This is a genomic window from Pseudomonas sp. Y24-6 (assembly GCF_020295325.1).
Taxonomy (GTDB): domain Bacteria; phylum Pseudomonadota; class Gammaproteobacteria; order Pseudomonadales; family Pseudomonadaceae; genus Aquipseudomonas; species Aquipseudomonas gregormendelii.
Genome location: NZ_JACBXG010000007.1, coordinates 153,567 through 178,749, shown reverse-complemented (window position 1 = coordinate 178,749; position 25,183 = coordinate 153,567). Strand labels below are relative to the sequence as shown.

Sequence of the window (25,183 nt, the reverse complement as noted above, 5' to 3'; positions counted from 1 at the left end):
TCTTATTGTCGGTGCGATTTTCCCAGCGCCTTGGCGACCAGTTGTTCGTAAAGTTCGGCGTAGGGTTCAACGGCCTTGCACCAGTTGAAGGGTGCAGCCATGGCTCGGCAGCGCATGGCGTTGAGCAGGTCAGGGTAGGCAAATACCTTGAACGCGCGGCTCAGGGCCTCCTGATAGCTTTCTGCGGTGGATTCGTCGAAGAGGAAACCGGTGACGCCGTTTTCAATGGTGTCGGCCAGTCCGCCGGTGTTGCGTGCCACCGGCAAGGAGCCGAAGCGTTGGGCGTACATCTGGCTCAGGCCGCAGGGTTCGTAGCGCGAAGGCATCAGCAGGAAATCGCTGCCGGCAAACATGCGCCGGGCGTCGGTTTCATTGAAGCCGATGCGCACGCCGATCTGGCCGGGGAAGCGCAGGGCCAGCTCGCGCATGGCTTGCTCTTCTTCCGGTTCGCCACGACCGATGATGGCGATCTGGCCGCCGGATTTGACGATGTATTCGGAGACGGCTTCGGTCAGGTCCAGGCCTTTCTGGTAGACCAGCCGAGAAACCACCGCAAACAGCGGGCCTTCGGAATCGTCCAGGCCAAACAGCTCGCGTACATGGGCGGCGTTCACCGCCTTGCCGTCCCAGTCGCCGATGGTAAACGGGCAGAACAGATGGGGATCGGTCGCCGCGTCCCAGCTCTCGTCGATGCCGTTTGGAATGCCGCTGAGCAGGCCTTGCTGGGTCTTGGCGGCAAGGAAGCCGTCGAGTCCACAGCCGAAGTCCGGCGTGGTGATTTCCTGGGCGTAGGTCGCGCTGACCGTGGTGATGTGGCTGGCGTAGGCCATGCCGGCCTTGAGGAACGACATCTTGCCATAGAACTCCATGCCTTCCTGTTGCAGGGCATGGGTGGGAATCCCCAGTTCAGGGCACGAGCCCAGGCTGGTGACGCCTTGATAGGCCAGGTTGTGGATGGTGAACAGCGTCGGGGTCCGCTGTCCACGCCAATGCATGTAGGCCGGCGCCAGGCCGGCTGGCCAGTCGTGGGCATGCACCAGGTCCGGGCACCAGTGAATCTGCGCCAGGTTGGCCGCGATATCTGCAGCGGCCAGGCCCAGGCGGGCAAAGCGAATATGGTTGTCCGGCCAGTCGCGACCGTTGTTGGCGCCGTAGGGCGACCCTTCGCGCTCGTAGAGCTCGGGGCAGATCAGTACGTAGATGACCAGGCCATCAGGCATGTCCATGCGCCCGATCTTGCAGGGCGGCAGGGCAGCGTGGCCGCCCAGCTCACCGATGATGTGAATCGGGTTTTCGCTGTGGAGCACCTGCGGGTACCCGGGGATCAGCACACGCACGTCGTGCAGATGCGCCATCGCCCGCGGCAGCGCGGCGGAAACGTCTCCCAGGCCGCCAGTCTTGACCAGATCGGCGATCTCGGAGGTCACGAACAAGACGCGTTTCTTGTTCGGATTCTGACTGGTTACCGGTGGCAGTTTGCGTGTACTGGTCACATTAACCGGTGCAGCGGATTGCGCATTGACTACGGTGCTCGACTCGCCGACCTGCTGATGAGCACGTTCTCCCTGAATATCTAAAGCCGCACTGATCATATGAATCTCCCGTGTTGTTGATCTAATTCTCGGTCTGGCACCAACGATGTTCGATGGCCTGTCCCTATGGCCGGGCGCAAACGCGCTACGCATCGGTGAGCAAACGCTGCCAACGCGTTAAAGCACAGTGGCTGGAGAGGGCTGTTGCAAAGATCGAACCAGTCGCAACACACCCACCTTTAAGCTGACCTTGCGCCAGCGGCAAAAGTTTCTTCTAATTTTCCCGGTTGTGACTGACCGGTTTTAACCGGCAAAAAGGAGTCTAGGCCAGAACCTAGAGCGGGCCAGTCCATTTGGGAAAATTGTTCGACAATCCTTTTCAAAGGGTAACGGCTGAGCCTGACGAAGGGTGATCGCACCGACGAAGGGCAGTTTTATTTTGCGTGACGCCTCACAATGTGACCGGCAAGTCACAATAATGGACCAGGTGTGACAGTTTCGTTGCACTGATGTGGTGCGGGTTGGCCAGTCCCGCATTTGGCTGAACCGCTGCCTTACTGCAGCACCGGATGCCTTGTTATAGTTCGGGCCTCTTTTTTGCCAGGTCAAGGATCACTGCCATGTCCCAGTACACCGCGTTCACCGTCGAACTGGCGGATAAAGTCGCCCATGTGCAGATCAATCGTCCGGAAAAGATCAACTCGATGAACGCGGCGTTCTGGAGCGAGATCATTGAGATCTTCCACTGGATCGACGACACCGACGAAGTGCGCGCAGTGGTGATCAGTGGTGCAGGCAAGCACTTTTCTTCGGGCATCGACCTGATGATGCTGGCTGGCGTCGCCAACGAGTTGGGCAAGGACATCGGACGCAATGCGCGCCTGCTGCGACGCAAGATACTGGCGCTGCAAGCCTCATTCACGGCTGTCGATAACTGCCGCAAACCGGTGCTCGCGGCCATCCAGGGTTATTGCCTGGGCGGCGCGATCGACTTGATTGCCGCCTGTGACATGCGCTACGCCGCGCAGGACGCACAGTTTTCGATCAAGGAAATCGACATCGGCATGGCGGCCGACGTGGGCACCCTGCAACGCTTGCCGCGCATCATCGGTGACGGCATGCTGCGTGAACTGGCTTACACTGGCCGCTCATTTGGTGCCGAGGAAGCGCGCGACATCGGCCTGGTCAATCGCATCTACAGCGACAAGGAAAGCCTGCTCGACGGCGTGCTGGGCATTGCTCGCGAAATCGCCAGCAAGTCGCCGATCGCCATCACCGGCACTAAGGAGATGATCAGCTACATGCGTGACCACCGTATCGATGACGGCCTGGAATATGTCGCCACCTGGAACGCCGCAATGCTGCAATCCACCGACTTGCGCGTGGCCATGGCGGCCCACATGAGCAAACAGAAACCCGAATTTCTGGATTGAGTTAACCATGACTTCACGCTGGACCACTGCAGTACTGGACACCGACAAACCCGGGGGCTGGGCCGTGGCTCGCAGCCCCGAAGGCTTTCTGTATGACGATAATGGCGAGCTCTTCCCTCGGGAATGGCTCAAGCGCCAGGACCTGGCGATCCTCGCCGAGCATGGGATCGGCCATCTCGACGGCGAGCCGGTCTATCTGCTGGAGCTGCGTAGCACCAGTGAGGTGCCTGGCTGCAGCTGGAAGGGCTTGCGCGCCTTCATGCTCGAAGGCGATCACACGCTCTACAAGGTGCTGGGCTACGCCGCGCAAATTGGCACCTGGGCACGCGAGCACCGTTTCTGTGGCAATTGCGGGCAGGCGATGGTGCAGGTGCCTCGGGAACGCGCGATGTATTGCCAGCCCTGCGATTTGCGCAGCTACCCGCGTATCTCCCCCAGCATGATCGTACTGATCACCCGCGGCGATGAAATCCTGCTGGCGCGCTCACCGCGTTTTGTTACCGGGGTCTACAGCACGCTGGCGGGGTTTGCCGAGCCCGGGGAGTCGGCCGAAGAGTGCCTGGTGCGCGAGGTTCGCGAGGAAGTGCAGATCGAAGTGAAGAACATCCAGTATCTGGGCAGCCAGTGCTGGCCGTTCCCCCATTCGATGATGCTGGGCTTCCACGCGGAATACGCCGGGGGCGAAATTGTCTGCCAGGAGGACGAGATCGAAGACGCCCAGTGGTTCAACGTGCACGAGCTGCCGCCGTTGCCAGCGTCACGCTCGATTGCCCGTTACCTGATCGACGTTTATGTGGCGCGGCGTTTAGGCCACGCTGAACCAGTGCTGCCAGGCTAACCGCACGGTCAAGCCCAGCACCACGGTGATGAACACCGGGCGAATGAACTTCGCGCCGCCGCTGATGGCGGTGCGAGCACCGAAGAACGCCCCGACCATCACCGACAGGCCCATGCTCAGGCCGATGATCCAGTCCACCTGCCCGGAAAACACGAACACCGACAGCGCCGCAATATTGCTGACGAAGTTCATGCTGCGCGCCACGCCACTGGCCTTCACCAGGTCGATGGGGTACATGAGCAAACTGCTCACGGTCCAGAACGCGCCCGTGCCTGGCCCGGCCACGCCGTCGTAGAAACCGAGGGTGAAGCCCTGGGTCGACTGCCACTTTTTCCTGATCGGCGCGTTGCTGTCCAGCGGCGCCTTGGGCGTGCCCCCGAACAACAGGTACAGGCCGCAGGCAAACACGATCACCGGGAGCATCTTGTTCAGCCATTCGGCCGGCAGGTAGTGCGCAACCACGGCGCCGGTCAGCGCGCCGATCAGTGTGCCGACAATCGCGTGCACCCATTGGCGCGGGTGGAACAGCTTGCGCCGGTAGAAAGTGAAACTGGCCGTGGCCGAGCCGAAGGTCGAGCTGAGCTTGTTGGTGCCCAGTACCAGGTGCGGCGGCAACCCGGCCGTGAGCAGGGCCGGGGTGGTCAACAGCCCGCCACCGCCGGCAATGGCGTCGATGAAACCGGCAATAAAGGCTACGACGGCGAGAATGGCCAGGGTGGTGAGGTCAACGCTGAGTTCGAAAGGCATGGAGTCGGCTTATTCGGCGGGTGCAGAGCAGGGCTGCAGGGAAGGGGCGACATATTACCCAATTATCTGGCCGGTTGGGCACCTGCCGGGATTCTGTGGTGGAGGTCCAGCACTAGGCGAGGTTCTGCAGGGTGGAGGGCCAGCAGCTGGCGAGATTCTGTGGGAGCAAAGCTTGCTCCCACAGTTGATCAGTTGATCAAGTGTTGAGGCTGCGCTCCATCCGGGCAATACCTTCTTCGAGCAACGAACGCGGGCAGCCGAAGTTGAGGCGCACGAACTGTTGGTGGTCGTCGCCAAAGTCCAGGCCTGCACTCAACCCGACCTTGGCCTGCTGCAGGAAAAACTGCTGCGGATTGGCCAGGCCCAGCGCCGAGCAATCGAGCCAGGCCAGGTAGGTGCTTTGCGGCACGTTCATGCTGATACCCGGCAGGCGCGTGCGAATCGCGTCCACCAGCCAGTCGCGGTTGGCCTGCAGGTAAGTCTTGAGCTCGGCCAGCCAGGGTGCGGCTTCGCTGTAGGCGACGCGCGTGGCTTCCAGCCCCAGCGGGTTGACGCTGTCGACCATGCCACAGCGCGCGTGATTGACCTGGGCACGCACGGCCGCGTCCTCAATGATCATGAACGAGGTCTTGAGGCCGGCGATGTTGTAGGCCTTGCTCGCCGACATCAGGGTGATGGTGCGCCGGGAGATGGCCTCGCTCAGGGACGCCGTGGGCACGTGCACCCGACCATCAAAGCACAGTTCGGCGTGGATCTCGTCGGAGATGATCCAGGCGTCCTGCTCCACGCAGATGTCCGCAATCGCTTGCAGTTCATCGCGTGGAAAAGCTTTGCCCAGCGGGTTATGCGGGTTGCTCAACAGCAGGGCGCCGCCACCTTGCAGTGACTGGCGCAAGCTGTCCAGGGGCGTGGTGAAGGTGCCATCGGCCTGCAAGTCGAATCCCAGTTCAACCTTGTTCAGCCCCCAGTGGCCCGGTGCATGGCGCAGCGGCGGGTAATTGGGCACCTGCACCACGACATTCTGCTGCGCCTGGACCAGCGCTTTTAATGCCATGTTGAAACCCGACTCCACGCCCGGCAGGAACACCAGGACCTGAGGATCGACGCGCCAGGCATATTTGTGCCACAGATCGGCAACGATGGCCTGGCGCAGATTGTCCTGGCACACGCTATAGCCCAGCAGCGGATGCTCAAGGCGCTTTTGCAGCGCCTGGATGATCACCGGCGGCGCGGCAAAGTCCATGTCGGCGACCCACATCGGCAATACATCGTCGGGGTAGCGGCTCCATTTGGTACTGCCGGTCGCGTGGCGGTCGTGGACCTGATCGAAATCGCAAGTCATGCAGGTGCTCATAAAAGGCAGGGGTGGTAAGGCGCCCATGATAGACGCCCGACCCTCATGCAGGCGAGCCCGGGACGCCTTTGCCTGCCATCACTGCATCACATAGCGCCCCGGGGCCGGCTCCAGTGGCGGGTATCGGGTATTACCCATCTGCTGCATCGCCGGCTCGCGCTCGGCGGATTGATCAGCCAGCCAGGCAAACCAGTCGTTCCACCAGCTTCCGGGTTGCTGCTGCGCATTGTCGAACCAGACGTCAGGGTCGCTGGTGATCTGCTCGTGAGTCCAGTAGTGGCGTTTTTCACGGGCCGGTGGGTTGATCACGCCCGCAATATGGCCGGATGCCCCCAACACGAATCGGGTGGGGCCGCTGAGCAATTGGGTGCTGGCGTAGGCGCTGCGCCACGGCACGATGTGATCGTCGTGGGTCGCAAGGATGTAGGCGGGCGCGTCAATCGCGCGCAGGTCCAGCTTAACCCCGCAGCAGTCCAGTTCGCCGGACTTGAGGTCGTTTTGCAGATAGGTATGCCGCAAGTACCAGCAGTACATGGGGCCAGGCAGATTGGTGCTGTCGTTGTTCCAGAACAGCAGGTCCAGGGCATTGGGTTTCTGGCCCTTGAGGTATTTGTCGACGTTGTAGTTCCACCACAGGTCGTTGGGGCGCAGCAGCGAGAAGGTGTTGCCCATGTCTTCGCCCTTGAACAGGCCGATCGGGCCGTTGCTGCCGCCAATGGTGCGCTCGCGGTAAGCCACCAGTTGCTCGTCGACGAATATGTCGATGGGGCCGGTGTCCAGGTAGTCGAGGAAGGTGGTGAGCAGGCTCACGCTGGCGATCTCCTTGTCGCCGCGCGCCGCCAGCACCGCCAGCGCCGTGCTCAGCAAGGTGCCACCGATGCAAAAACCCACGCAATGGGGCCGCTGCTCGCCGCTGATCTCACGGGTGACCTGCAGCGCCTTGATGATGCCGGTGTCGATCAGGTCGTCCCAGGTAGTGCCGGCCTGCGCCTGGTCGAAGTTGCGCCAGGACATCAGGAACACCGGATGGCCTTGCTGCAGCAGGTGACCGACCATGGAGTTGTCTGGGCGCAGGTCGAGGATGTAGAACTTGTTGATCGACGGCGGGACGATGAAGACGGGGCGGCGGTAGCCGGTTTGTGCTTGCGGGTAGTACTGGATCAGCTGGAACAACTCGTTCTCGAACACCACCTCACCCGGCGTGTTGGCCAGGTCGACGCCTACCTGGAATGCATCGCGGTCGCACTGGCGCATCTTGCCTTCCTGCAAATCACTTGCGAGATGCAGCAAACCTGTCAGCAGGCTGCTGCCCCCGGTCTCGACCACCCGTTGCAGCGCGTCGGGGTTGCTTGCCAGGCAATTGCTCGGCGCACCCGCTGCGATGGCTTGCTCCACCAGATAGAGCAGGCGCTGGCGCGGCTTCCTGGTTTCGATCGGCAATTGTTCAAGCAGCTTGAGCAGGAAGCCGGCGTTGAGCAGGTAAAACGCTGCGAGGGAGCCATACAGCGGCTGGCTCCAATTGTCGCTGGCGAAACGCCGGTCCTCGAAACTGAAGGGCTGCCCGCTCAGCACCCGCTGGCCGAGTTCGGCCCATTGCTGCTGGTAGTCGGATTGGAGGGTGTCCAGCGTTGCCCGAGGCAGGTCGAACCAGGCGTGGTAATCCTGCCCGGTGAACCAGGGATTGGTGCTGACCCACAGGCGCAACTGTTGCAGTGCAAAATTGGCGATAAAGGGCACCTGGCCGGACCAGTAACTGTTGAAGGTTTGCGCTTTGCTGTCCATTAATTTCCACCCATGACAGTCGTGAACAACGCAATACGACCAAGCGACTTCCTGACGTCCGTTGCTTTTATTGTTTTGCGCTGCAAGATGGAGGATTGTTGGTGATGGGCGGGGCGTGCGGAAGTGTTGCGAGGTGACTGTCTGGTGTCCAACGATGCCAAGCAGCCAAGTGGTGTTGCCGGCGTTAGCGGCCAGGCCCGCGAGGTTGCGGTCAAGGATCAATGGTTCGCAGAAACCGACGTAGATCAATACCTCCAACCAGGCCGCCGCTTATCATCCCTTGAAAGCGGCCAGTACTTACGTCATCGAGAATGCCATGTACAGAATGAGCTCGGGCTATGCCAATGTGCTGGTCAATACGCTCTCGGCCGAGGGACTCGACGTTGCCAGCCTGTGCCAGGTCGCCGGGCTGGACATGACCCTCGCCAGTGTCCCTGGAGCGCTGTGCGAGCGCCGGGTGATTTATCGCCTGTGGCAACTGGCGGCCCAGGCTGCTGCGGACCCGGACATCGGCCTCAAGGCCTACGGGCATTTTCATCCCGGCAGCTTCCAGATAGTCGGCTACACCATGATGTCCAGCCTTAACCTGAAACGCGCCCTTGAGCGCCTGGTGCGATTCAGCCCATTGATCGGTACGGGCTTCAGTCTGTTTTTCGTCCCGGAGCAGGGGCACTACCGCCTGGCTTCCCTCGATCATCAACAGTCCGGCTCGATCAAGCCCCGGCAGTACGCCGATGCCGGTCTGGCATCATTGCTCGGCATTTGCCGCTGGCTGGGTGATGGCAAATTACCGCAACCGCTGAGCGTGGAGTTCAGCTATCCCGAACCCGAGGACACCCGCGAACATAAGCGCCTGTTTGGCTGCGACCTGCAGTTTGGCTCGGCTTACGACAGCATCCTGTTCGACGGCCAGGAGCTGCTGCGGCCATTGAGCATGGCCAACGAAGCGTTGGCGGTGTTGCACGACAGTTTTGCCGAGGCGCAACTGGACCTGCTGTTCGGCTTCACCATCGTCGGCAGGATTCGCGCGCTGATCACCGAGCGTTTGAGTCAGGGGCAGGGGCTTTGCGACATGGAATCCATTGCGGCAGTGCTGAATGTCAGCAAGCGCACCCTGCAACGGGTCCTGGAAAAGGATGGTACGCAATTCAAGGATGTGCAGAATGCAGTGCGCCGACAATTGGCGGATTTCTACCTGCGTCACTCCCACTTCAATATGAAGCGTGTGGCCTATCTGCTGGGTTTTCATGATCACAGCAGCTTCAACAAGGCTTGCAGCCGCTGGTTTGGCATGACACCGGGGCAGTACCGCGCCGATGAATCGTTCGAGATCGAGCAAGCCGCGCCGGTCTGACGCGGCCCTGGTGCGTCAACGATTGCCGAGCAGGCCATTAAGGGCGCCATACACCCCGTAGAAGCTCATTTCCTGGGCAGCATCACGCTGGTCGCGATAGCCGTTCAGGGCATCCTGCAGTTGATCCGAATACAAATCCTGCCACGCCAGCAACGGGTTGTTCGCACGGACACACTGGCGATCCCGGCGGGCCTTGGCCGCGCCTGCCGCCACCCACCACAGGGCAGGGTTGAGGCTGCTCCAGAGCAATTGCTGCTGATGGAAAGGATGGGCCCGGCGGATGAGTTCGGCGCCGGGTTCGTTGATCAACTGGCGCAGCCACGGACGAACGCAGGCATCGTAGAGGCTGTTGTTGAAGGTCGAGGCGCGTTCGACCAGGGCGAATTCGCGATCGTCAGCCTGCGGTGTTTCAACATCGCCATGAATGTCGGCGATCCTGCGCGGTTCGAAGCTGACGCGATAGGGACTCGGCGCATCGTCTGGCAGGTCCTCGATCAACATTTCATACAGCCCAGGGGGCAGGGCATTGATGGTATCGACCGCTCCCAGCAGTTCGCGGTGCTCGCGCCGGGCCACTTCGCCGGAAACAAAAATGCCCAGGTGCCCGATGCTGGCATGGCGCAGGTAAACGATAGTGCGCCCGGCGTCGTCCAGGGCAAGATCGCTGGGATAGAGGTCGGTGATCCAGTCCAGTGCCTGTTGCGGCGAAGTGATGTTGTCGCCACAGGAGCAGAAGACCACCACCGGCACTTCGATGCGCTTGAGGTCCAGGCCATTGCTTTTGCGCCCGACGCCACCGGACAGCTGATTGCCGATGAACAGTTGGTCAACGATCATCTCGATTTCTTCGCCGTTGAGCAGGGTCGGGCTGCCCCACCAGCGTTCAAAGTCGAGGAAGCGCTCGGCCTCGCCATCGACTTCGCTGAACAGGTGATAATACTTGCCCCACCAGGCATTGGCCGGGTCCAGGCTTTCGAAATTGCTCACCAGCCAGGCGCCGTCGAAACGCGAGTTGCCCAGGTCACTGCCCAGGCGCGCCATCCAGCCACCGCCCAGTAGCCCGCCGCAGTAACGCAGCGGATTGCGCCCATGGGTGCCAGCCCAATAGGACAGCGGCGCGCCATTGATGATGATCAAGCCCGGGAGCTCCGGCCTGGAGGCCGCGAGGCTCATTAAGGCCCAGCCCGCCTGGCAGTTGCCGATGACCACCGGCTTGGCACTCTCGGGGTGTCTGGCGCTGACCAGCTCGATGAATTGCGCTTCGGCCTGAACGATGTCTGCCAGGGTTTGCCCGGGGCTTGGCGCATGACTGAACGAGATGAAGTAGGTGGGGTGACCGGCGCGCAGGCTCTCGCCGATCAGCGAATCCTGTTTGAAGCCGCCAATGCCCGAGCCATGGCCGCCCCGCGGATCGATAATCACCACTGGCTGCTGGTCAGGGTCGCTTGCTGGTGCCGATGCATCGACGATTTTGAGCAGCGAATAGTTGACCGGGCGGGGCAGTTGCTCGCCGGCCTGTAGTACTTCGTACTCGAACTTGAGCAGCAGTGGATGCCCGGCGCGTTCGTGAGCCAGGGTGTTGTCGCCGCGCTGGCGCAAGGTATCCCAGAACAACAGGCTGCGTTGGCCAAGGTCGGTCAGGTAGTCATGCCAGTCGGCGGCCGAGGGCTGCCTGAGTTGTTCCAGCCGTGAGGACGCCAGGGTGCTGGCCTGGCGCGCGTTCACGGCGCCCAGCACATTGTGCAGGTTGAGCTGCTGCAGTTGACTCAGGTGATCAAACAGACCGGGCGCTGCTGCAAGGTCTTTATCGTGCACTGCAATATTTCCTGTTTGGTTCATGGTGTGCTCCTGCCGACCTGCATGAAGAGCGCCCCGAAAACATTGCTGTGATTATTGCGGGCTTATGAGAAGCGCTCAGTGGCTGGAGTCTATCGTCAAAACACTCAAGGTCACCACGATTTATTGTGCGCTGCACAAAATACTCATTGCCAAACAGATTTGTGCACTGCAATATCGCCTCTATCGCGATGACTGGCAGGATCGCCGTCGCGCCCTTGGCCCTCTCAGGGCTTTCAGTACCAGGAGATTCCAGCATGTCTTTTTTCAACCCGGAAAAACTGCAAACCGTCCAGAAAGCCAACCTCGACCTTTTGCAGCAGATCAGCGGCAAAGTCTTCGCCAGCGTCGAGCAGCTGAGCCAGTTGCAGTTCAAGGCCCTGCGCGACTCCACCGAGGAACACTTCGAAGGCGTTCGCAAGTTGCTGGCCGTGCGTGATCCTCAGGGTTTTGCCGAGCTGCAGGCTTCGATGACCCAACCAAGTGCCCAGGGCGAACGCCTGGCCGAGTTCAACCGTCAGGTCCAGGCGCTGATCGTCGACACCCAGTCGGACATCGCCAAACTGACCTCCAGCCAGGTCGAATCCGGCACCCGGCAGGTTGAAGAGTTCGTGGAAACCTTGAGCAAGAACGCGCCAGCGGGTTCGGAACCGGTAGTTGCCGCATTCAAGTCGGGCCTGGCGAACGCCGGTACGGTCTTTGAAAGCGCACAAAAAGCCGCAAAGCAGGCGGCCGATGTGGCTCAGAGTGGTTTCGAGGCCGCGAGCGCAGCGCCGGGAAAAGCCACACCAGAAGCCGGCGGCAAGGCTACCAGCGGTAACAAGTAAGTCAGTTCAGGCCAGCTGCACCGATGGCGACGGGTTTATTCCCCGTCGCCATTTTTTTTCGGGCCGCCTTTGGCATCCGGCGTTGCGCCAAACATGCCAAACAGATTCTGGGTATTGAGGTACAGCGCCTTGGACTGATCGACATACTGGCGCATCAAGTCCTGCATCACCGGAGCCTGCTGGTGCATGAAGGTGCTCCAGGCTTCGGAAGACTGCGCGCCGGTCTGGGACTGGATGTCGATAACGGTCTGGATGCTCTTGTCCAGGTAACTGCCGAGCACACCCTGATAGGGCCCGTAGAACTGGATAATGCCCATCAGCATCTCGCTGGTGAAGATCGGCTCGCCACCGCTTTCAGCTTCCAGGATCACCTGCAGCAGGATGCTGCGCGTCAGGTCTTCGCCGCTTTTGGCGTCGACGACCTGGAACGGCACCTTGTCGACGACCAGTTGACGAATGTCCGCCAGCGTCAGGTGACTGCTGGTGTGGGTGTCATAGAGTCGGCGGTTGGGGTACTTCTTGATCAGGCGGGGGGTGATATCGGTCATGCGGGGCGTCTCGCGGCGAGCCTGGTTTGCAGGCATCTTATCCTACTCTCATCGCCCGTGCCCTCGAGCGCGCCTTTAGCAGCCGGTGCGCCTCCGGTAAATCGTCCCCACAGGGTGGGGACGAGGCATTGCTTACCAGATCGGCAGGGTATAACTGACAATCAGACGGTTTTCATCCAGGTCACTGCCAAAGTTGGTCGAGCGCACTGTCGCGTTGCGCCATTTCAGCCCGACATTCTTCAGTGGCCCACTCTGCACCACGTAGCCGATATCGGTATCGCGCTCCCATTCCTTGCCTTCAGGCCGGTTGTTGCCCAGGTCGATGTCCGAGCCGGTGAGGTAGCGGGTCATGAAGGTCAGGCCGGGAATACCCATGGCCGCAAAGTTGTAGTCGTAGCGCGCCTGCCAGGATTTTTCGTCCTTGCTGGCGAAATCGCCGATTTGCACGAAATTCACCAGGAACGCGTCGGTGCCGTTGATGTAGGCATAACCGGTGTCGCCGCTCATGCTCTGGTAGCCGAGGCCAAAGGCATTTCCGCCCAGGGTGTAGGTGAACATCGCGCCCAGGGCATTGTTGTCGACATTGCTGCCGCCGTCGTCGGTGGAGCGGGCGAAGCGCAGGTCGGTTTTTAACGACTGGCCCACGGTGATCGGCAGGACGTACGTCAGGTTGACCAGATGCTGGCTGTAGAAATTATCCAGATGACCGTAGCTGTAGCCGGTGGCCAGATCAGGCGTCCATTTGTAGTTGAGGCTGGCGAAGTCGAAGCTGTCGCTGGCCAGGTGGCGAGTAATGATGCCCTTGGCGCCCGTACGGGTGATGCCCATGTCCTCGTAGTTCGAGGAATCACGTTGATTGACCTGGGTCAGGCGCCCGGCGTCTGCGGTCAGGCCCTGGATGTCCAGCGAACTCAACTGGCCGCCCTGGAAGGTCTGCGGCAACAGGCGTGAATCGTTCGCCAGCACGGTTGGCAACTTGGGCAACAGTGTCCCCAGTTTCAGTACACTTTTTGCCGCGCGAACCTTGGCCGTCAGGCCCACTTCAGCGTACTCGTCATGGGCGCCCTGGCGGGTATCGGCATGGCGCTTGAGCAAGCCGGAGCCGGCACGATCAGGGCTGGAATCGAGCTTGATACCGAGCAGGCCGATGGCGTCGAACCCGACGCCAATGGTCCCGGCAGTGAAGCCCGATTCGAAGCGCATCAGGAAACCCTGGGCCCATTCCTCTTGTTTAGATTGCGCTGCATTGTCCTGGCGAAAGTCGCGGTTGAAGTAAAAATTGCGCAATTCCACGCTGGCTTTGCTGTCCTTGATGAAATCAGCGGAAGCGGGGGCCGAGAGGCTGATGACGCCACCGGCCAGCAGCAGTCGGGTCGCGAGATTGCAGGTGTGACGATCCATGGTGAAGCCCCTTTGTTTTTATTATGAGAAATCGGATCTGGCGACCCTCGCCGAGCTGGCGAGGGCTGCTGAATAAAAAACGCGACGCCTGAAAGAGAGGAGCAAGGCGCCGCGCGCGGTTCAATCGTTAGAACTGCTCAGCCGTCAGGCCGTAGAGCGAGGCGCTGCCGGCGCGTATGGACTGCTCAAGGCTCAGGATGCGCGGCAGCAGGCGGTGGATGTAGAAGTCGGCGGTGGCGATCTTCGCGCCGTAGAACGCCTCATCGGTGTTGCGCTGCTTGCCGGCCACGTGCGCCATGCGCGCCCACAGCCAGGCATAGGCGACGTAACCGAACAGGTGCAGGTACTCCACCGACGCGGCGCCGACTTCGTTGCGGTTGGTCTCGGCCCGGTCCTGCACCCAATCACTGAGGTTTTCCAGGCGCCGTACCGCATCCAGCAGTTGTGTCGCGTAGGGCGCGTCGGACTGGTCCGCGAAGCGGCGGATCTCGTCAGTGAACTGGCGCAGCACCACGCCATGATTGGCCACCACTTTGCGCCCGAGCAGGTCAAGCGCCTGGATGCCATTGGTGCCCTCATAGATCTGCGCGATGCGCACGTCGCGAACCAATTGCTCCTGACCCCACTCGCGGACGTAGCCGTGGCCCCCGAAAACCTGTTGTCCGTGAATGCAGCTTTCCAGGCCGCTGTCGGTGAAAAACGCCTTGGCCACTGGCGTCAGCAAGGCCACCAGGTTTTGCGCACTGTCGCGCTCGCTGGCATCGTCGGAGAACTTTGCCAGGTCCAGTTGCTGTCCCACGTAACTGGCGAACGCCCGGCCACCTTCGGTCATGGCTTTCATGGTCAACAGCATGCGACGCACATCCGGGTGGACGATGATCGGGTCGGCCACCTGGGTGGGGGCCATGGCGCCGGTAGGGGCACGGCTTTGCACGCGCTCGCGGGCGTAGGTCACCGCGCTCTGGTAGGACGCTTCAGCGCAACCGATGCCCTGGATGCCGATCGACAGCCGTTCGTAGTTCATCATCGTGAACATGGCTGCCAGGCCTTTGTTGGCCTCGCCCACCAGCCAGCCGCTGGCGCCGTCGAAGTTGATCACGCAGGTGGCCGAAGCCTTGATGCCCATCTTGTGTTCGATCGAGCCGCAACTGACGGCGTTGGCGGCGCCGAGGGAGCCGTCGGCGTTGACGCGAATCTTAGGCACCACAAACAGCGAGATGCCTTTTGGCCCGGCGGGTGCGTCTGGCAGCTTGGCCAGCACCAGGTGGATGATGTTTTCGGTCAGGTCCTGGTCGCCGCCGGTAATGAAGATCTTGCTGCCGGTGATCTGGAAACTGCCGTCGGCCTGCGGTTCGGCGCGGGTGCGGATCAGGCCCAGGTCGGTGCCGGCGTGGGCTTCGGTCAGGCACATGGAGCCGGCCCAGCGACCTTCGTACATGGGCGGCAGGTAAAGGTTTTTCAAGGTGGCGCTGGCGTGTGCATCCAGCGCCAGGCAGGCTCCGGAACTCAGTGCCGAGTACAGGGCGAAGCTTGAGTTGGCACCGTAGAGCATTTCCTCGAATTGCACGGCGAGCATCTTCGGCATGCCCATGCCGCCGAACTCGGTGTTTCCCGACAGGCCCACCCAGCTCCCTTCGATATAGGTGGCGTACGCCTGTTTGAAACCGATCGGCGTGCTTACCTGGCCATCCTGCCACTGGGCGCCTTCTTCGTCGCCGCTGCGATTAAGCGGTGCAATCAGATGCGAGGTGACCTTGGCCGCTTCCTCGAGAATGGCATCGGCGGTGGCGGCGTCGACGTTATCGGCCAGGACTGGCAGGCGCGCCCACAAGGCCGGGGCTTCGAACACTTCATGCAGCACAAAGCGCATATCGCGCAGCGGAGCTTTGAATTCGGGCATTACGTGAACCTCACAGGGTTAGGCGATGGGCGCTTCCCGTCATGGACGGGCGCGCCCGGTCAATCAGTGGCTGGACGCGCTGGCGGCACCCAGGCCGGTCTGGGCCCGGACAAACTGGTCGGCGTAGGCATCACGCTCTTTGCCGGCCCGCACGCTGCGGTCGAGTTTCGACACCACGACGATCACCAGGAACGCCAGCGGCATGGAGAACAGGGCAGGGTGGTCGTAGGGGAAGATGGCGTGGGCATGGCCCAGCACGGTCACCCAAACGGCAGGCGACAGGATCACCAGTACCAAGGCGCAAATCAGACCGGCAAACCCGCCGATGATCGCGCCTTTGGTGGTCAGGTCTTTCCAGTACATGGCCATGATCAGCACCGGGAAGTTGGTCGACGCGGCGATGCCGAACGTCAGGCCCACCAGGAACGCGACGTTCATCTTCTCGAACAGGATGCCCAGCAGGATTGCGATGATGCCAAGGCCGACGGTGGCCATGCGGGTAACGCGCATTTCCTGTTTCTCGGTCGCCTTGCCTTTCTTGAAGACCGTGGCGTACAGGTCGTGGGAGATTGCCGAAGCACCGGCCAGTGCCAGGCCGGACACCACCGCCAGGATGGTGGCGAAGGCCACCGCCGAGAGGAAACCGAAGAACAGGTTGCCGCCCACTGCCTTGGCCAGGTGCATGGCAACCATGTTGCCGCCACCTATCAGGGTGCCGCCGACTTCGCCGTTGACGTAGTACTGCGGATCGGTGCCGATGATCACCATCGCGGCGAAACCCAGGGTGCAGACCACCAGGAAGAAGAAGCCGATGAAGCCCGTTGCGTAGAACACCGACTTGCGTGCTTCCTTGGCATTGGGCACGGTGAAAAAGCGCATCAGAATGTGCGGCAGGCCGGCAATGCCAAACACCAGGCCAAGGGACATGGAGGCGGTGTTGATCGGGTCGGCGAGCATCGAGCCTGGGCCCATGATGTTCCAGCCGCTGGCATGTGCCTCGACCGCCCGTGTTGCCAGGGCTTCATAGCTGAAGCCGAACTGCGACATGGCCATCACCGCCAGGGTCGTTCCGCCTGCGAGCAGCAACACGGCCTTGATGATCTGTACCCAGGTGGTGGCGATCATGCCGCCGAAGATCACGTACACCAGCATCAATGCACCGACGATCACCACGGCCACCGGGTAGTCGAGACCGAACAGCAACTTGATCAATTGACCGGCACCGACCATTTGCACGATCAGGTAGCAGCACACCACGGTCAGCGAACCGAACGCGGCAAAGATCCGTACTTTGTTCTGGTCCAGCCGATAGGAAACGATGTCGGCGAAGGTGTAGCGCCCCAGGTTGCGCAAGCGCTCGGCCATCAGGAAAGTAATGATCGGCCAGCCGACAAAAAAGCCGATGGTGTAGATGAAGCCATCATAGCCCTTGGCAAATACCAGGCTCGACAGCCCCAGCAGCGTGGCCGCAGACATGTAATCGCCGGCAATCGCCAGGCCGTTCTGGAAGCCGGTGATGCCACCGCCTGCGGTATAGAAGTCAGAGGTGGATTTAGTCTGGCGTGCGGCCCACCAGGTGATCGCCAGCGTGCCCAGGACGAACACGAAGAACATGCCGATCGCATGCAGGTTCAGTGGTTGCTTTTCGGCGACGCCGGTCAGTGGCGCGGCCAGTGCCAGGCTCGCAGGCAAAAGGCCGGCGGCGGCAATCAGGAAGTTACGCAGGATGCTCATTACTTGCTCTCCTCGAGAATGGCTGCGCCCAGCGCATCGAAGCGGGTGTTGGCGCGGTACACGTACCATCCCGTCAGCAACCAGGAAAACACGATGATTGCTGCGCCTACCGGCATGCCCAGCGTCATCATGCGGTGCTCGGCGAGCGGGGCGTGCAACCACTGCGGGAAGAACGCCACCACCGCCATGAACACGTAGTAGGTGCCCAGTACCGCCGCACTGAGCGACCAGGCCAGGCGTGAACGGCTGTTGACCAGCTGCAGGAATTTCGGGTTGCCGCGAATGCGTTCACAGCGCTGGGTATCGGTTGAATGGATGTCGATCATGGGAAGCTCCACCTTGTCTTGTTGTTATCGGTGTGGAAGGCCAAATTCGGCCTGCACGAGCCCGAGGCGGCAGGAAATCGACCTGCCGCCTGAGGGGTAGTGCTGGTTCGGGTTAGAGTGCCTTGGCCCTGTCGCGCAGGACGTACTTCTGGACCTTCCCGGTCGAGGTCTTGGGCAGCAGGGTGAAGATCACCGTGCGCGGGACTTTGAAACCGGCGAGGTGTTCGCGGCAGAAACTGATGATGTCGGCCTCGCGCACATCCTGGTAATCGGCCTTGAGCGTGATGAAGGCGCAGGGGGTCTCACCCCATTTCTCATCAGGACGCGCAACGACTGCTGCTTCCATTACGCCCGGATGGCGATACAACACGCCTTCCAGCTCGATGGTGGAAATGTTCTCGCCACCGGAAATAATGATGTCCTTGAGCCTGTCCTTGATCTCGACGTAGCCGTCGGGATGACACACCGCCAGGTCGCCGGTGTGAAACCATCCACCTTCAAATGCCTCGGCCGTGGCCGTCGGGTTTTTCAGGTAACCCTTCATCACGGTGTTGCCGCGCATGAACACCTCGCCGATAGTCTGGCCGTCGCGCGGAGTCGGTTCGAGCGTTTTCGAGTCGCCGACCATGACCCCTTCCAGCGTCGGGTAGCGCACGCCTTGGCGGGACTTGATCTGCGCCCGTTCGTCCAGGGGCAGTTCATCCCATTCGGCGTGCCAGGCGCAGAGCGTTACCGGGCCGTAGGTTTCGGTCAGGCCGTAGACGTGTGTGACCTTGATGCCCATCTGTTCCACTGCACCGATGACCTTGGCCGGCGGTGCCGCGCCGGCGACCATCGCATTGACCGGATGATCAATCGCGGCCTTGGCCGACTCTGGCATGTTCACCAGTGCGTTGAGCACGATCGGCGCACCGCACAGGTGAGTGACCTGATGTTCGCGGATCAGGGTGAGGATTCGTTGCGGGTCGACCCGACGCAGGAACACGTGCACCCCGGCCAGGGCGGTGATGGTCCAGGGATAGCACCAGCCGTTGCAATGGAACATCGGCAGGGTCCAGAGGTACACCGGGTGATTGCCCATGGCCCAGGTCATCTGGTTGCCCAAGGCGTTGAGATAAGCCCCGCGATGGTGGTAGACCACCCCCTTGGGGTTGCCGGTGGTGCCGGAGGTGTAGTTCAGCGAGATGGCTTGCCACTCATTGACCGGCCATTTCCAGTCGAACGCCGGATCGCCTTCGGCCAGCAGCGCCTCGTAGTCCAGGTCGCTGACGGCCTGACCTTCGCCGTATTCCGGGTCGTTGACGTCGATGACCAGCGGCGGATGGTCGAGCATGCCGATGGCGGCGTGGATCACGTCATGGAATTCCCGGTCGGTGATCAGCACTTTCGCTTCACCGTGCTGGAGCATGAACGCGATGGCTTCGGCGTCCAGGCGCACGTTGAGGGGGTTGAGCACAGCACCGATCATCGGCACCCCGAAGTGCACTTCAAGCATCTCGGGGATGTTTGGCAGCATCACCGCCACCGTGTCGCCCTTGCCGATACCGCGCCCGGCCAATGCCGACGCCAGGCGCCGGCAGCGGGTGTAGGTCTGCGCCCAGGTGCGGCGGATCGAACCGTGGATCACGGCAGGGTAGTGGGGATAGATGTTGGCAGTGCGCTCGAGAAAGCTGAGCGGAGACAAAGCGATGTGATTGACCGCCGAAGGGCCTAGCCCTTGTTCATAGATCGACATGTTCGGGTACTCGGTGGCTGATTGTTAGCTCTACAGATGGCTCGTCGGCGTCGCCGCCGCGTGCATCTTTTATGTCTGGTTTGCTTTATATAACATTCAGCCATCGGTATGGAAGTACAACCTATAGCGTATAGTATATGTACTATACGCTATTCATCCTGCTCCAAATGAATGCCGCCGGGTCGCCAGTGCCGGTATATCCTTGGACGCCACCCCAATGCGGACCCGCGATGACCCCGACTCCTGTTCGACTGCACAGCTGGTTGCGCCTGCAACGCGAGGGCGTGCCGATGGCTGCCCGCGCCGACGCCTTGTGTCGGGCCCTGCAAGACTGTCCCGAAGTGCGGCGTGCGGTGTACCTGAGCTGGCAACCGCTGGCCGGCATTTACAGCCATGAGGGCGGCGCCCAGCATTTCCCGCCGGGGCAGGGCGATCCGGTGCTGGCCAGTGACCGGCTGCTGTTCGAGAACTTGACGGCTGCAGGGCGCCTGGACCTGGCGCAAGTGCGTCGGCTCGATTGCTGGCTGGCCGGTCGCCTGCGCCGCGCTGCCATCAGCCACGGCCAGGTGTTCGACCTGGCATTACAGCCGGGGCAGGCCGGGTTGCTGCTGGTGGAAGTCTGCGAAGGGGTGAGTTTTGACTGGCTGGGTTGGGTTCGCGACTTGCTGACGACCCTGCTCAGTAGCGTCAACGGCATGTTGCGTGGCTCGCCGCTATTGGGCCACGACCCACAACCGGGCCTGCTGCTCGATGCCCAGGGCCGTCCGCAGGAATTTAATGCGGCGCTGCTGGCCCTGCTGGCGGAAAAACCCCTGACCGACGTGCTGGGTTTTCTGCCGGTCAACCATCGGGTGCTGGTGCGCGCCTGTCTCGACCAGCAGCGCGCCATCGAAGGCGTCGAAGCCCAGTTCGAGGACCAGGTGCTGATCTGGACCTTTATTCCAGACCCTCAGGACAACCGCGTGCTCGCCCGTTGTCGCGACGCCACCGTGCAGGTGCTGGCTGAGCGAGAGGCCGCCACGGCGCGCCGCCTGTACCGGCTGATCATCGAAAACACCACCGACCTGATTTCCCGGCACTCCCCGGACGGACGCTTTCTGGATGCCTCGCCCGCGTCCTGGACCCTGCTCGGCTACTGGCCCGAAGAACTGCGCGGGCAAATGGCCCAGGGTCTGTTCCACGGCCAGGACCTGGCGAGCCTGGTGCAACGGGCGCGTGACGCGCTGGAGCAGGACGGTTATCACACCATGACCTATCGGATTCGTCATCGAGACGGCCACTACCTGTGGTTCGAAACCGCGAGCCGGGCCATCCGCGAGACCTACACCGGCACCGTCGTCGAAGTGGTCAGCGTCTCCCGTGACATCACCGCCCGGGTCCAGGCCGAAGAAAACAATCGCCGCCTGGCCGAAGTGGTCGAAGCCAATACTGACCCGGTGCTGTTCATCGACCCCGATGGGCACGTCACCTACCTCAATCCCGCTGCGCGTCGCATCCTGGGCATCAACCCGCCACAACCGATGCCGTCCATGGAGGACCTGTTTGCCAGCGCCGACCTGCTGCGCCTGCAACGCCAGGGCTGGGCCGCTGCCGAGCGTGATGGCGTGTGGAGCACCGATGCCCGGCTGCTGCCCCCGGCCGGGGGCGCGGGTGTTCCGGTATCCCTGGTGTTGCTGGCCCATCGCGCGGCGGGGGGGGAGCGTTATTACTCACTGGTGGCGCGGGACATGACCGAACGCGAACTGCGCGAGACCCAGCAGCGCCGCCACCAGGACGAACTGGCGCACACGGCGCGGCTGGTCACCCTGGGTGAACTGGCCTCTGGCATCGCCCATGAAATCAACCAGCCTCTGGCCGCGGTGGTCAACTATGCCAACGCCAGCCAACGTTATCTGCAGTCCCTGGGCTCCAATCCCCAGGCTGCCGAACGCGTCGCCCAGGGGCTGGAGCGCATCACCCACCACGCCACCCATGCCTCCGAGGTGATCCGTCGCCTGCGGGCCTTCCTGCGTAAGGGCCAGCGCCGCATGCAAGCCCTGGACATCGCCGATGTCGCCCGCGAGGCGGTGCGCTTGTGCGCCTGGGAAGCGAGCAATTGCCAAGTGACAATCGAGGATCGGCTGCCGGATAATCTGCCGCCAATTTATGCCGACCGCGTATTGCTCGAACAGGTCCTGCTCAACATTCTGCGCAATGCCATCGATGCCAATCGCGAACAACATCCCGGCCAGCCTTCGCTGATCGTCATGGCCGCGGGACTGTGCGGCAGTGCGACTGTGGAATTCAGTGTGCAGGACCAGGGCCCGGGGGTGAGCGAGGCACAGCTTGAGCAGATATTCACGCCGTTCTACACCAGCAAGGCCGATGGCCTGGGTCTGGGCTTGTCCATGAGCCGCAGCATCATCGAAGGCTTCGGTGGGGCGCTGCAGGCCAGGCGCCAACCCCGCGGGCTGCTGATGATGTGCCGCTTGCCGCTTGCCGGCCCGACCAAACAACAACAGGAATAACGCAATGGCAGCTGTGATGGAGCACGTGGTGTACGTGGTCGACGATGACCAGGGGATGCTCGATTCCACGGTGTGGCTACTTGAATCCGTTGGCCTCAAGGCCTTGGCATTTACCAGCGGGGTTGCCTTTCTTGACGCCTGCGATGCCAGCCTCGACGCCTGCGTGCTGCTTGACGTGCGCATGCCGGGGATGGGCGGCCTGAACGTGCAGGAAGAAATGCGCACCCGAGGCCTGAACCTGCCCGTGATCTTTGTCAGCGGCCACGCCGACGTGCCGATCGTGGTGCGCGCCTTCAAGGCCGGCGCGCACGATTTCATCGAAAAGCCCTACAACGAGCAGTTACTGCTGGACAGCGTGCAACAAGCGCTCAGCAACAGCGCCGTGAACCGTTCCGGGGTCCAGGGCCATGATGCCCTCAAGGCGCGACTGCTCACGCTCACCCCACGCGAGCGCGACGTGCTGGTGCCACTGGTGCAAGGCTATACCACCCGGGAAATAGCCGAGCAACTGGGGGTCAGCGCCAAGACCGTCGACCTCTACCGATCCCGCGTGATGAAACGCATGCAGGCCACCACCTTGCCTGACCTGGTCGGGATGGCCATCGCGGCCGGGCTGGTCGATCCCCTGAAACTACGCTGACCTCTCACACCGCCCACTGTGGGTCTATGCTGAGCGAACCCTATTCGCCACCAGCATGGAGCCATCAATGGTGCCCACCCCGATAAACGAGAAGGCGCTGACCCGCACCCTGCTCGACGTGCTGATTCGTGCAGGGTTGATTACCGTCCTGGTGCTGTTCTGCTTCGAGATCTTCAGGCCGTTCCGCGACCTGATGCTGTGGTCGCTGATCCTGGCGATCACTCTCTACCCGCTGCAGACGCGGTTGATGAGGCGAGGCGGGCACAAGCCGGGGTACGTCGCGACCCTGCTCGTGCTGGCCGCGATCGTGATCCTGATGGTGCCGATCTACCTGTTGGGCACCTCCATTGCCGACTCAGTCGAGCGAGCGATGGTGCTGGTCAAGGACGGCGCCTTCCATGTGCCGCCGCCGAATGCCGCAGTGGCCGACTGGCCGCTGGTCGGCAAGCCGCTGACGGAACTCTGGCTGCAGGCCTCCACCAACCTGCCTGACCTGACCGCCAAATACCTGCCGCAGATCAAGCATTTCAGCCTCGGTTTATTGAGCAAGCTGGCCGGGGTCGGCATGGGTTTCCTGATGTTCATTTTCGCCCTGATCATCGCCGGAATTTTCATGGCGTACGGCGAAGGCGGCAGCCGCAGCGCGGTGCAGATCGCCGCGCGGGTTAGCGGTCCGGCCAAGGGCCCGAAAATCGCTTTGCTGTGCACGGCGACGATTCGCGCAGTGGCCCTCGGCGTGGTGGGCATCGCTTTTATCCAGATGCTGCTGGTGGGGTTGGGTTTTGTCTTCAAGGGCGTGCCCGGTGCCGGCCTGCTGGCGCTGGCGGTATTGCTGCTGGGCATCATGCAGCTGCCGGTGACCCTGATCACGCTGCCGGTGATTGCCTTTGTGCTCACCACCGAGGGCGCGAGCACCGGGACCATCGTCTTTGCCATCTACGTGTTCGTCGCCGGACTGGTAGACAACGTGCTCAAGCCTTTGCTGCTGGGGCGCGGCGTCGATGTACCGATGCCGGTGATCCTGATCGGCGCCCTGGGCGGCATGGTGTCCAACGGGATCATCGGGTTGTTCGTCGGGCCGGTAGTGCTGGCAGTGGGGTATCAACTGTTCTGGCAGTGGGTGCAGGACCGACCGGACCCAGAGCCGCAACAGGGGCCGCTGCCCTGAGGCTGTACATTCTTTAAACCTTCTGATGACGCGAAGTGTCGATAACTGCAGAGCCCACACTTCGCCCATCCGAGGGAACGCCAATGATCGGTGTTGTCATACCCGCCCACAACGAAGAACAACACATCAGCGCTTGCCTGGCGTCCATCCTTGTAGCGGCACGCCACCCGCAGTTGCAGGGGCGCGAAGTCAGCATCCTGGTGGTGCTGGACGACTGTTCGGATGCCACCGGCACGCGGGTGCGCGCCATGGACGTGCCGACACTCGATGCCTCTTTCAGGAACGTCGGCAAGGCGCGGGCGACAGGGGCCGAGGTACTGCTGGAGGCGGGTGTGCAATGGCTGGCGTTCACGGATGCCGATACGGTTGTACCAGCCGACTGGATCGCCCGCCAACTCGACTGCATGGCTGACGCCGTGTGCGGCACGGTTGAAGTGGACAACTGGGATGAGCACGGAGAGGGCGTTCGCAGCCGCTACCTGGAGCGCTATCAGTTCATCGAGAATCACCGGCATATCCACGGCGCGAACCTGGGGCTGAGCGCTGCCGCTTATAAAAGCGCCGGTGGCTTTCAGCACCTGGCTGCCCATGAAGACGTACACCTGGTGGCCGACCTTGAGCGCATCCGTGCGCGTATCGTCTGGACCGCGTCCAACCCGGTGGTGACCAGCGCGCGCAAGGATTACAAATGCACCGGCGGTTTTGGCGAGTACCTGGCATCGCTGGGCCAAGCCCTGGGTGCGGCGGCCTGCAACCACCCGCCAGCATCGATGCGCAGCCCTGAAATGGATGTGCAAACGCCTCAGTGACACGCGTCGCTGACGGCTTTCGCGGCGCGGCGCAACTCCTGTTTGACGTCCACCGGGATTCGCTGGCGCACCAACCGCTGCTCCAGGAACGCCTGGTCACCCCCTGTCCCCACTTGCGCGTCGATGGCTGCCCCCTTGGCCTCCAGGGCTGCCGCGTGCGCGTCGATCACGGCATCGACCTCGGCATCATTACGGGCTGCATCGAGTCGCTCGATCAGTGCCGCCACTTCATCGGCTTCAGCCTTGGCATAAGCTTCCACGGTCAAGCCGGAGGCGAGCGCCCGTGCGCGGATCTCAAGGTTCTTCATGGTCTGCTTGGCGTCTTCGCAGAGTGCCGCTTGCTTGCGGCTGTCGGCGACTTGCCAATGAATCAACTGAAAGGTCAGGACGCCGACCATGGCAAGCACCAGGCCACTCAGCAGCAACGCGATCTTGAAGTTAGGGTGTGCCGTCATGGCTCGTCCATGGTTGGGTCTTTAGCGGGCGCTGCAAATAGATTAGAGGGGCGATTGAAAGTTTGCATTGAGTTACGCAACTACCGACGACTGACCGCAATCGAGTGGATAGTTGCCGCCGGTCGCCAGCCATCAATCTTTATCAAATTATCCCACGGGCAATTGCTTCAGATATCTGTGGGCGGCGCATTCGGTGAGTCACCGGATGAGTCAACTCAGGTGGCCACCAGTGCCCTTTCTTTTGAGCAGGGAGCGCG

At 61.8% G+C, this 25,183-nt stretch carries 20 protein-coding genes; 8 read left to right on the top strand and 12 right to left on the bottom strand.

Features of this window, described 5'->3' with window-relative positions:
* Positions 1 to 2: 2 nt before the first annotated feature.
* Positions 3 to 1,592, bottom strand: coding sequence for a glycogen synthase GlgA (gene glgA, locus HYI44_RS15555; RefSeq protein WP_225569804.1), 1,590 nt, complete (start codon positions 1,590 to 1,592; stop codon positions 3 to 5).
* A gap of 560 nt (positions 1,593 to 2,152) precedes the next feature.
* Between glgA and HYI44_RS15550 the strand changes: the two genes are divergently transcribed.
* Both HYI44_RS15550 and nudC read left to right on the top strand, forming a co-directional pair.
* On the top strand, positions 2,153 to 2,965 hold the full coding sequence (locus tag HYI44_RS15550; protein ID WP_225569803.1) for a crotonase/enoyl-CoA hydratase family protein: 813 nt from the start codon (positions 2,153 to 2,155) through the stop codon (positions 2,963 to 2,965).
* A 7-nt stretch (positions 2,966 to 2,972) separates the two neighbouring features.
* Positions 2,973 to 3,803: an NAD(+) diphosphatase gene (gene nudC, locus HYI44_RS15545; protein ID WP_225569802.1), complete on the top strand. Its 831-nt coding sequence runs from the start codon at positions 2,973 to 2,975 to the stop codon at positions 3,801 to 3,803.
* On the opposite strand, the gene HYI44_RS15540 is transcribed toward nudC, so the two are convergent.
* From HYI44_RS15540 to phaC, 3 genes are all read right to left on the bottom strand, one after another.
* Positions 3,771 to 4,550 carry a TSUP family transporter gene (locus tag HYI44_RS15540; protein ID WP_045058598.1) on the bottom strand — a complete coding sequence of 260 codons (780 nt, stop codon included), beginning with the start codon at positions 4,548 to 4,550 and terminating at the stop codon, positions 3,771 to 3,773. The two genes, nudC and HYI44_RS15540, sit on opposite strands and share 33 nt — an antisense overlap.
* Positions 4,551 to 4,746: 196 nt before the next feature.
* The gene (locus HYI44_RS15535) at positions 4,747 to 5,892 is read right to left on the bottom strand and encodes a MalY/PatB family protein (protein ID WP_225569801.1); all 1,146 of its coding nucleotides are present in this window, start codon (positions 5,890 to 5,892) and stop codon (positions 4,747 to 4,749) included.
* Positions 5,893 to 5,982: 90 nt separating this feature from the next.
* Positions 5,983 to 7,686, bottom strand: a complete 1,704-nt coding sequence (gene phaC / locus HYI44_RS15530) for a class I poly(R)-hydroxyalkanoic acid synthase (RefSeq protein ID WP_225569800.1) — start codon at positions 7,684 to 7,686, stop codon at positions 5,983 to 5,985.
* Between the two features lie 316 nt (positions 7,687 to 8,002).
* Between phaC and HYI44_RS15525 the strand changes: the two genes are divergently transcribed.
* Positions 8,003 to 9,040 (top strand): AraC family transcriptional regulator, encoded by a 1,038-nt coding sequence (locus HYI44_RS15525; RefSeq protein WP_122839767.1) that lies wholly within the window; start codon positions 8,003 to 8,005, stop codon positions 9,038 to 9,040.
* Positions 9,041 to 9,055: 15 nt separating this feature from the next.
* Here the strand turns inward: HYI44_RS15525 and HYI44_RS15520 are convergent, their stop codons facing one another.
* Positions 9,056 to 10,879 (bottom strand): DUF3141 domain-containing protein, encoded by a 1,824-nt coding sequence (locus HYI44_RS15520; RefSeq protein ID WP_225569799.1) that lies wholly within the window; start codon positions 10,877 to 10,879, stop codon positions 9,056 to 9,058.
* Positions 10,880 to 11,133: 254 nt separating this feature from the next.
* Here HYI44_RS15520 and phaP point away from each other — a divergent pair, with 254 nt between their 5' ends.
* The gene (gene phaP, locus HYI44_RS15515; RefSeq protein WP_225569798.1) at positions 11,134 to 11,703 is read left to right on the top strand and encodes a TIGR01841 family phasin; all 570 of its coding nucleotides are present in this window, start codon (positions 11,134 to 11,136) and stop codon (positions 11,701 to 11,703) included.
* A gap of 35 nt (positions 11,704 to 11,738) precedes the next feature.
* Here phaP and phaR read toward each other — a convergent pair whose 3' ends face one another.
* From phaR to HYI44_RS15485, 6 genes are all read right to left on the bottom strand, one after another.
* Positions 11,739 to 12,287: a polyhydroxyalkanoate synthesis repressor PhaR gene (gene phaR, locus HYI44_RS15510; protein WP_122839770.1), complete on the bottom strand. Its 549-nt coding sequence runs from the start codon at positions 12,285 to 12,287 to the stop codon at positions 11,739 to 11,741.
* A 96-nt stretch (positions 12,288 to 12,383) separates the two neighbouring features.
* Positions 12,384 to 13,652, bottom strand: a complete 1,269-nt coding sequence (locus HYI44_RS15505) for an OprD family porin (protein ID WP_201147616.1) — start codon at positions 13,650 to 13,652, stop codon at positions 12,384 to 12,386.
* A 127-nt stretch (positions 13,653 to 13,779) separates the two neighbouring features.
* Positions 13,780 to 15,552: an acyl-CoA dehydrogenase C-terminal domain-containing protein gene (locus tag HYI44_RS15500; protein ID WP_225569797.1), complete on the bottom strand. Its 1,773-nt coding sequence runs from the start codon at positions 15,550 to 15,552 to the stop codon at positions 13,780 to 13,782.
* A 63-nt stretch (positions 15,553 to 15,615) separates the two neighbouring features.
* On the bottom strand, positions 15,616 to 17,286 hold the full coding sequence (locus HYI44_RS15495; RefSeq protein WP_201147614.1) for a cation acetate symporter: 1,671 nt from the start codon (positions 17,284 to 17,286) through the stop codon (positions 15,616 to 15,618).
* The gene (locus HYI44_RS15490; protein ID WP_122839774.1) at positions 17,286 to 17,612 is read right to left on the bottom strand and encodes a DUF485 domain-containing protein; all 327 of its coding nucleotides are present in this window, start codon (positions 17,610 to 17,612) and stop codon (positions 17,286 to 17,288) included. The genes HYI44_RS15495 and HYI44_RS15490 overlap by 1 nt, the downstream gene beginning before the upstream one ends.
* 112 nt (positions 17,613 to 17,724) lie before the next feature.
* On the bottom strand, positions 17,725 to 19,347 hold the full coding sequence (locus HYI44_RS15485; RefSeq protein WP_122839775.1) for an acyl-CoA synthetase: 1,623 nt from the start codon (positions 19,345 to 19,347) through the stop codon (positions 17,725 to 17,727).
* 230 nt (positions 19,348 to 19,577) lie between these two features.
* Between HYI44_RS15485 and HYI44_RS15480 the strand changes: the two genes are divergently transcribed.
* From HYI44_RS15480 to HYI44_RS15465, 4 genes are all read left to right on the top strand, one after another.
* Positions 19,578 to 21,854, top strand: coding sequence for a PAS domain S-box protein (locus HYI44_RS15480; protein ID WP_225569796.1), 2,277 nt, complete (start codon positions 19,578 to 19,580; stop codon positions 21,852 to 21,854).
* Between the two features lie 4 nt (positions 21,855 to 21,858).
* Entirely contained in the window at positions 21,859 to 22,494 is a 636-nt protein-coding gene (locus tag HYI44_RS15475; protein ID WP_122839777.1) for a response regulator transcription factor, read from the top strand.
* 67 nt (positions 22,495 to 22,561) lie between these two features.
* Positions 22,562 to 23,662, top strand: coding sequence for an AI-2E family transporter (locus tag HYI44_RS15470; protein ID WP_225569795.1), 1,101 nt, complete (start codon positions 22,562 to 22,564; stop codon positions 23,660 to 23,662).
* A gap of 83 nt (positions 23,663 to 23,745) precedes the next feature.
* Positions 23,746 to 24,471: a glycosyltransferase gene (locus tag HYI44_RS15465; RefSeq protein ID WP_225569794.1), complete on the top strand. Its 726-nt coding sequence runs from the start codon at positions 23,746 to 23,748 to the stop codon at positions 24,469 to 24,471.
* On the opposite strand, the gene HYI44_RS15460 is transcribed toward HYI44_RS15465, so the two are convergent.
* A complete protein-coding gene (locus HYI44_RS15460; protein WP_225569793.1) occupies positions 24,465 to 24,926 on the bottom strand; it encodes a hypothetical protein in 462 nt (153 codons plus the stop codon). The two genes, HYI44_RS15465 and HYI44_RS15460, sit on opposite strands and share 7 nt — an antisense overlap.
* Positions 24,927 to 25,183 lie beyond the last annotated feature (257 nt).

Excerpts from the sequence above, each read along its gene's own strand:
- glgA (WP_225569804.1), bottom strand. The coding sequence starts at position 1,592 with ATGATCAGTGCGGCTTTAGATATTCAGGGAGAACGTGCTCATCAGCAG.
- HYI44_RS15525 (WP_122839767.1), top strand. The coding sequence starts at position 8,003 with ATGTACAGAATGAGCTCGGGCTATGCCAATGTGCTGGTCAATACGCTC.
- HYI44_RS15470 (WP_225569795.1), top strand. The coding sequence starts at position 22,562 with ATGGTGCCCACCCCGATAAACGAGAAGGCGCTGACCCGCACCCTGCTC.
- HYI44_RS15520 (WP_225569799.1), bottom strand. The coding sequence starts at position 10,879 with ATGAACCAAACAGGAAATATTGCAGTGCACGATAAAGACCTTGCAGCA.
- phaP (WP_225569798.1), top strand. The coding sequence starts at position 11,134 with ATGTCTTTTTTCAACCCGGAAAAACTGCAAACCGTCCAGAAAGCCAAC.
- HYI44_RS15535 (WP_225569801.1), bottom strand. The coding sequence starts at position 5,892 with ATGACTTGCGATTTCGATCAGGTCCACGACCGCCACGCGACCGGCAGT.
- HYI44_RS15505 (WP_201147616.1), bottom strand. The coding sequence starts at position 13,652 with ATGGATCGTCACACCTGCAATCTCGCGACCCGACTGCTGCTGGCCGGT.
- HYI44_RS15495 (WP_201147614.1), bottom strand. The coding sequence starts at position 17,286 with ATGAGCATCCTGCGTAACTTCCTGATTGCCGCCGCCGGCCTTTTGCCT.
- phaC (WP_225569800.1), bottom strand. The coding sequence starts at position 7,686 with ATGGACAGCAAAGCGCAAACCTTCAACAGTTACTGGTCCGGCCAGGTG.
- HYI44_RS15540 (WP_045058598.1), bottom strand. The coding sequence starts at position 4,550 with ATGCCTTTCGAACTCAGCGTTGACCTCACCACCCTGGCCATTCTCGCC.
- HYI44_RS15475 (WP_122839777.1), top strand. The coding sequence starts at position 21,859 with ATGGCAGCTGTGATGGAGCACGTGGTGTACGTGGTCGACGATGACCAG.
- HYI44_RS15500 (WP_225569797.1), bottom strand. The coding sequence starts at position 15,552 with ATGCCCGAATTCAAAGCTCCGCTGCGCGATATGCGCTTTGTGCTGCAT.
- HYI44_RS15465 (WP_225569794.1), top strand. The coding sequence starts at position 23,746 with ATGATCGGTGTTGTCATACCCGCCCACAACGAAGAACAACACATCAGC.
- HYI44_RS15480 (WP_225569796.1), top strand. The coding sequence starts at position 19,578 with ATGACCCCGACTCCTGTTCGACTGCACAGCTGGTTGCGCCTGCAACGC.
- HYI44_RS15485 (WP_122839775.1), bottom strand. The coding sequence starts at position 19,347 with ATGTCGATCTATGAACAAGGGCTAGGCCCTTCGGCGGTCAATCACATC.
- HYI44_RS15490 (WP_122839774.1), bottom strand. The coding sequence starts at position 17,612 with ATGATCGACATCCATTCAACCGATACCCAGCGCTGTGAACGCATTCGC.
- HYI44_RS15460 (WP_225569793.1), bottom strand. The coding sequence starts at position 24,926 with ATGACGGCACACCCTAACTTCAAGATCGCGTTGCTGCTGAGTGGCCTG.
- nudC (WP_225569802.1), top strand. The coding sequence starts at position 2,973 with ATGACTTCACGCTGGACCACTGCAGTACTGGACACCGACAAACCCGGG.
- phaR (WP_122839770.1), bottom strand. The coding sequence starts at position 12,287 with ATGCCTGCAAACCAGGCTCGCCGCGAGACGCCCCGCATGACCGATATC.
- HYI44_RS15550 (WP_225569803.1), top strand. The coding sequence starts at position 2,153 with ATGTCCCAGTACACCGCGTTCACCGTCGAACTGGCGGATAAAGTCGCC.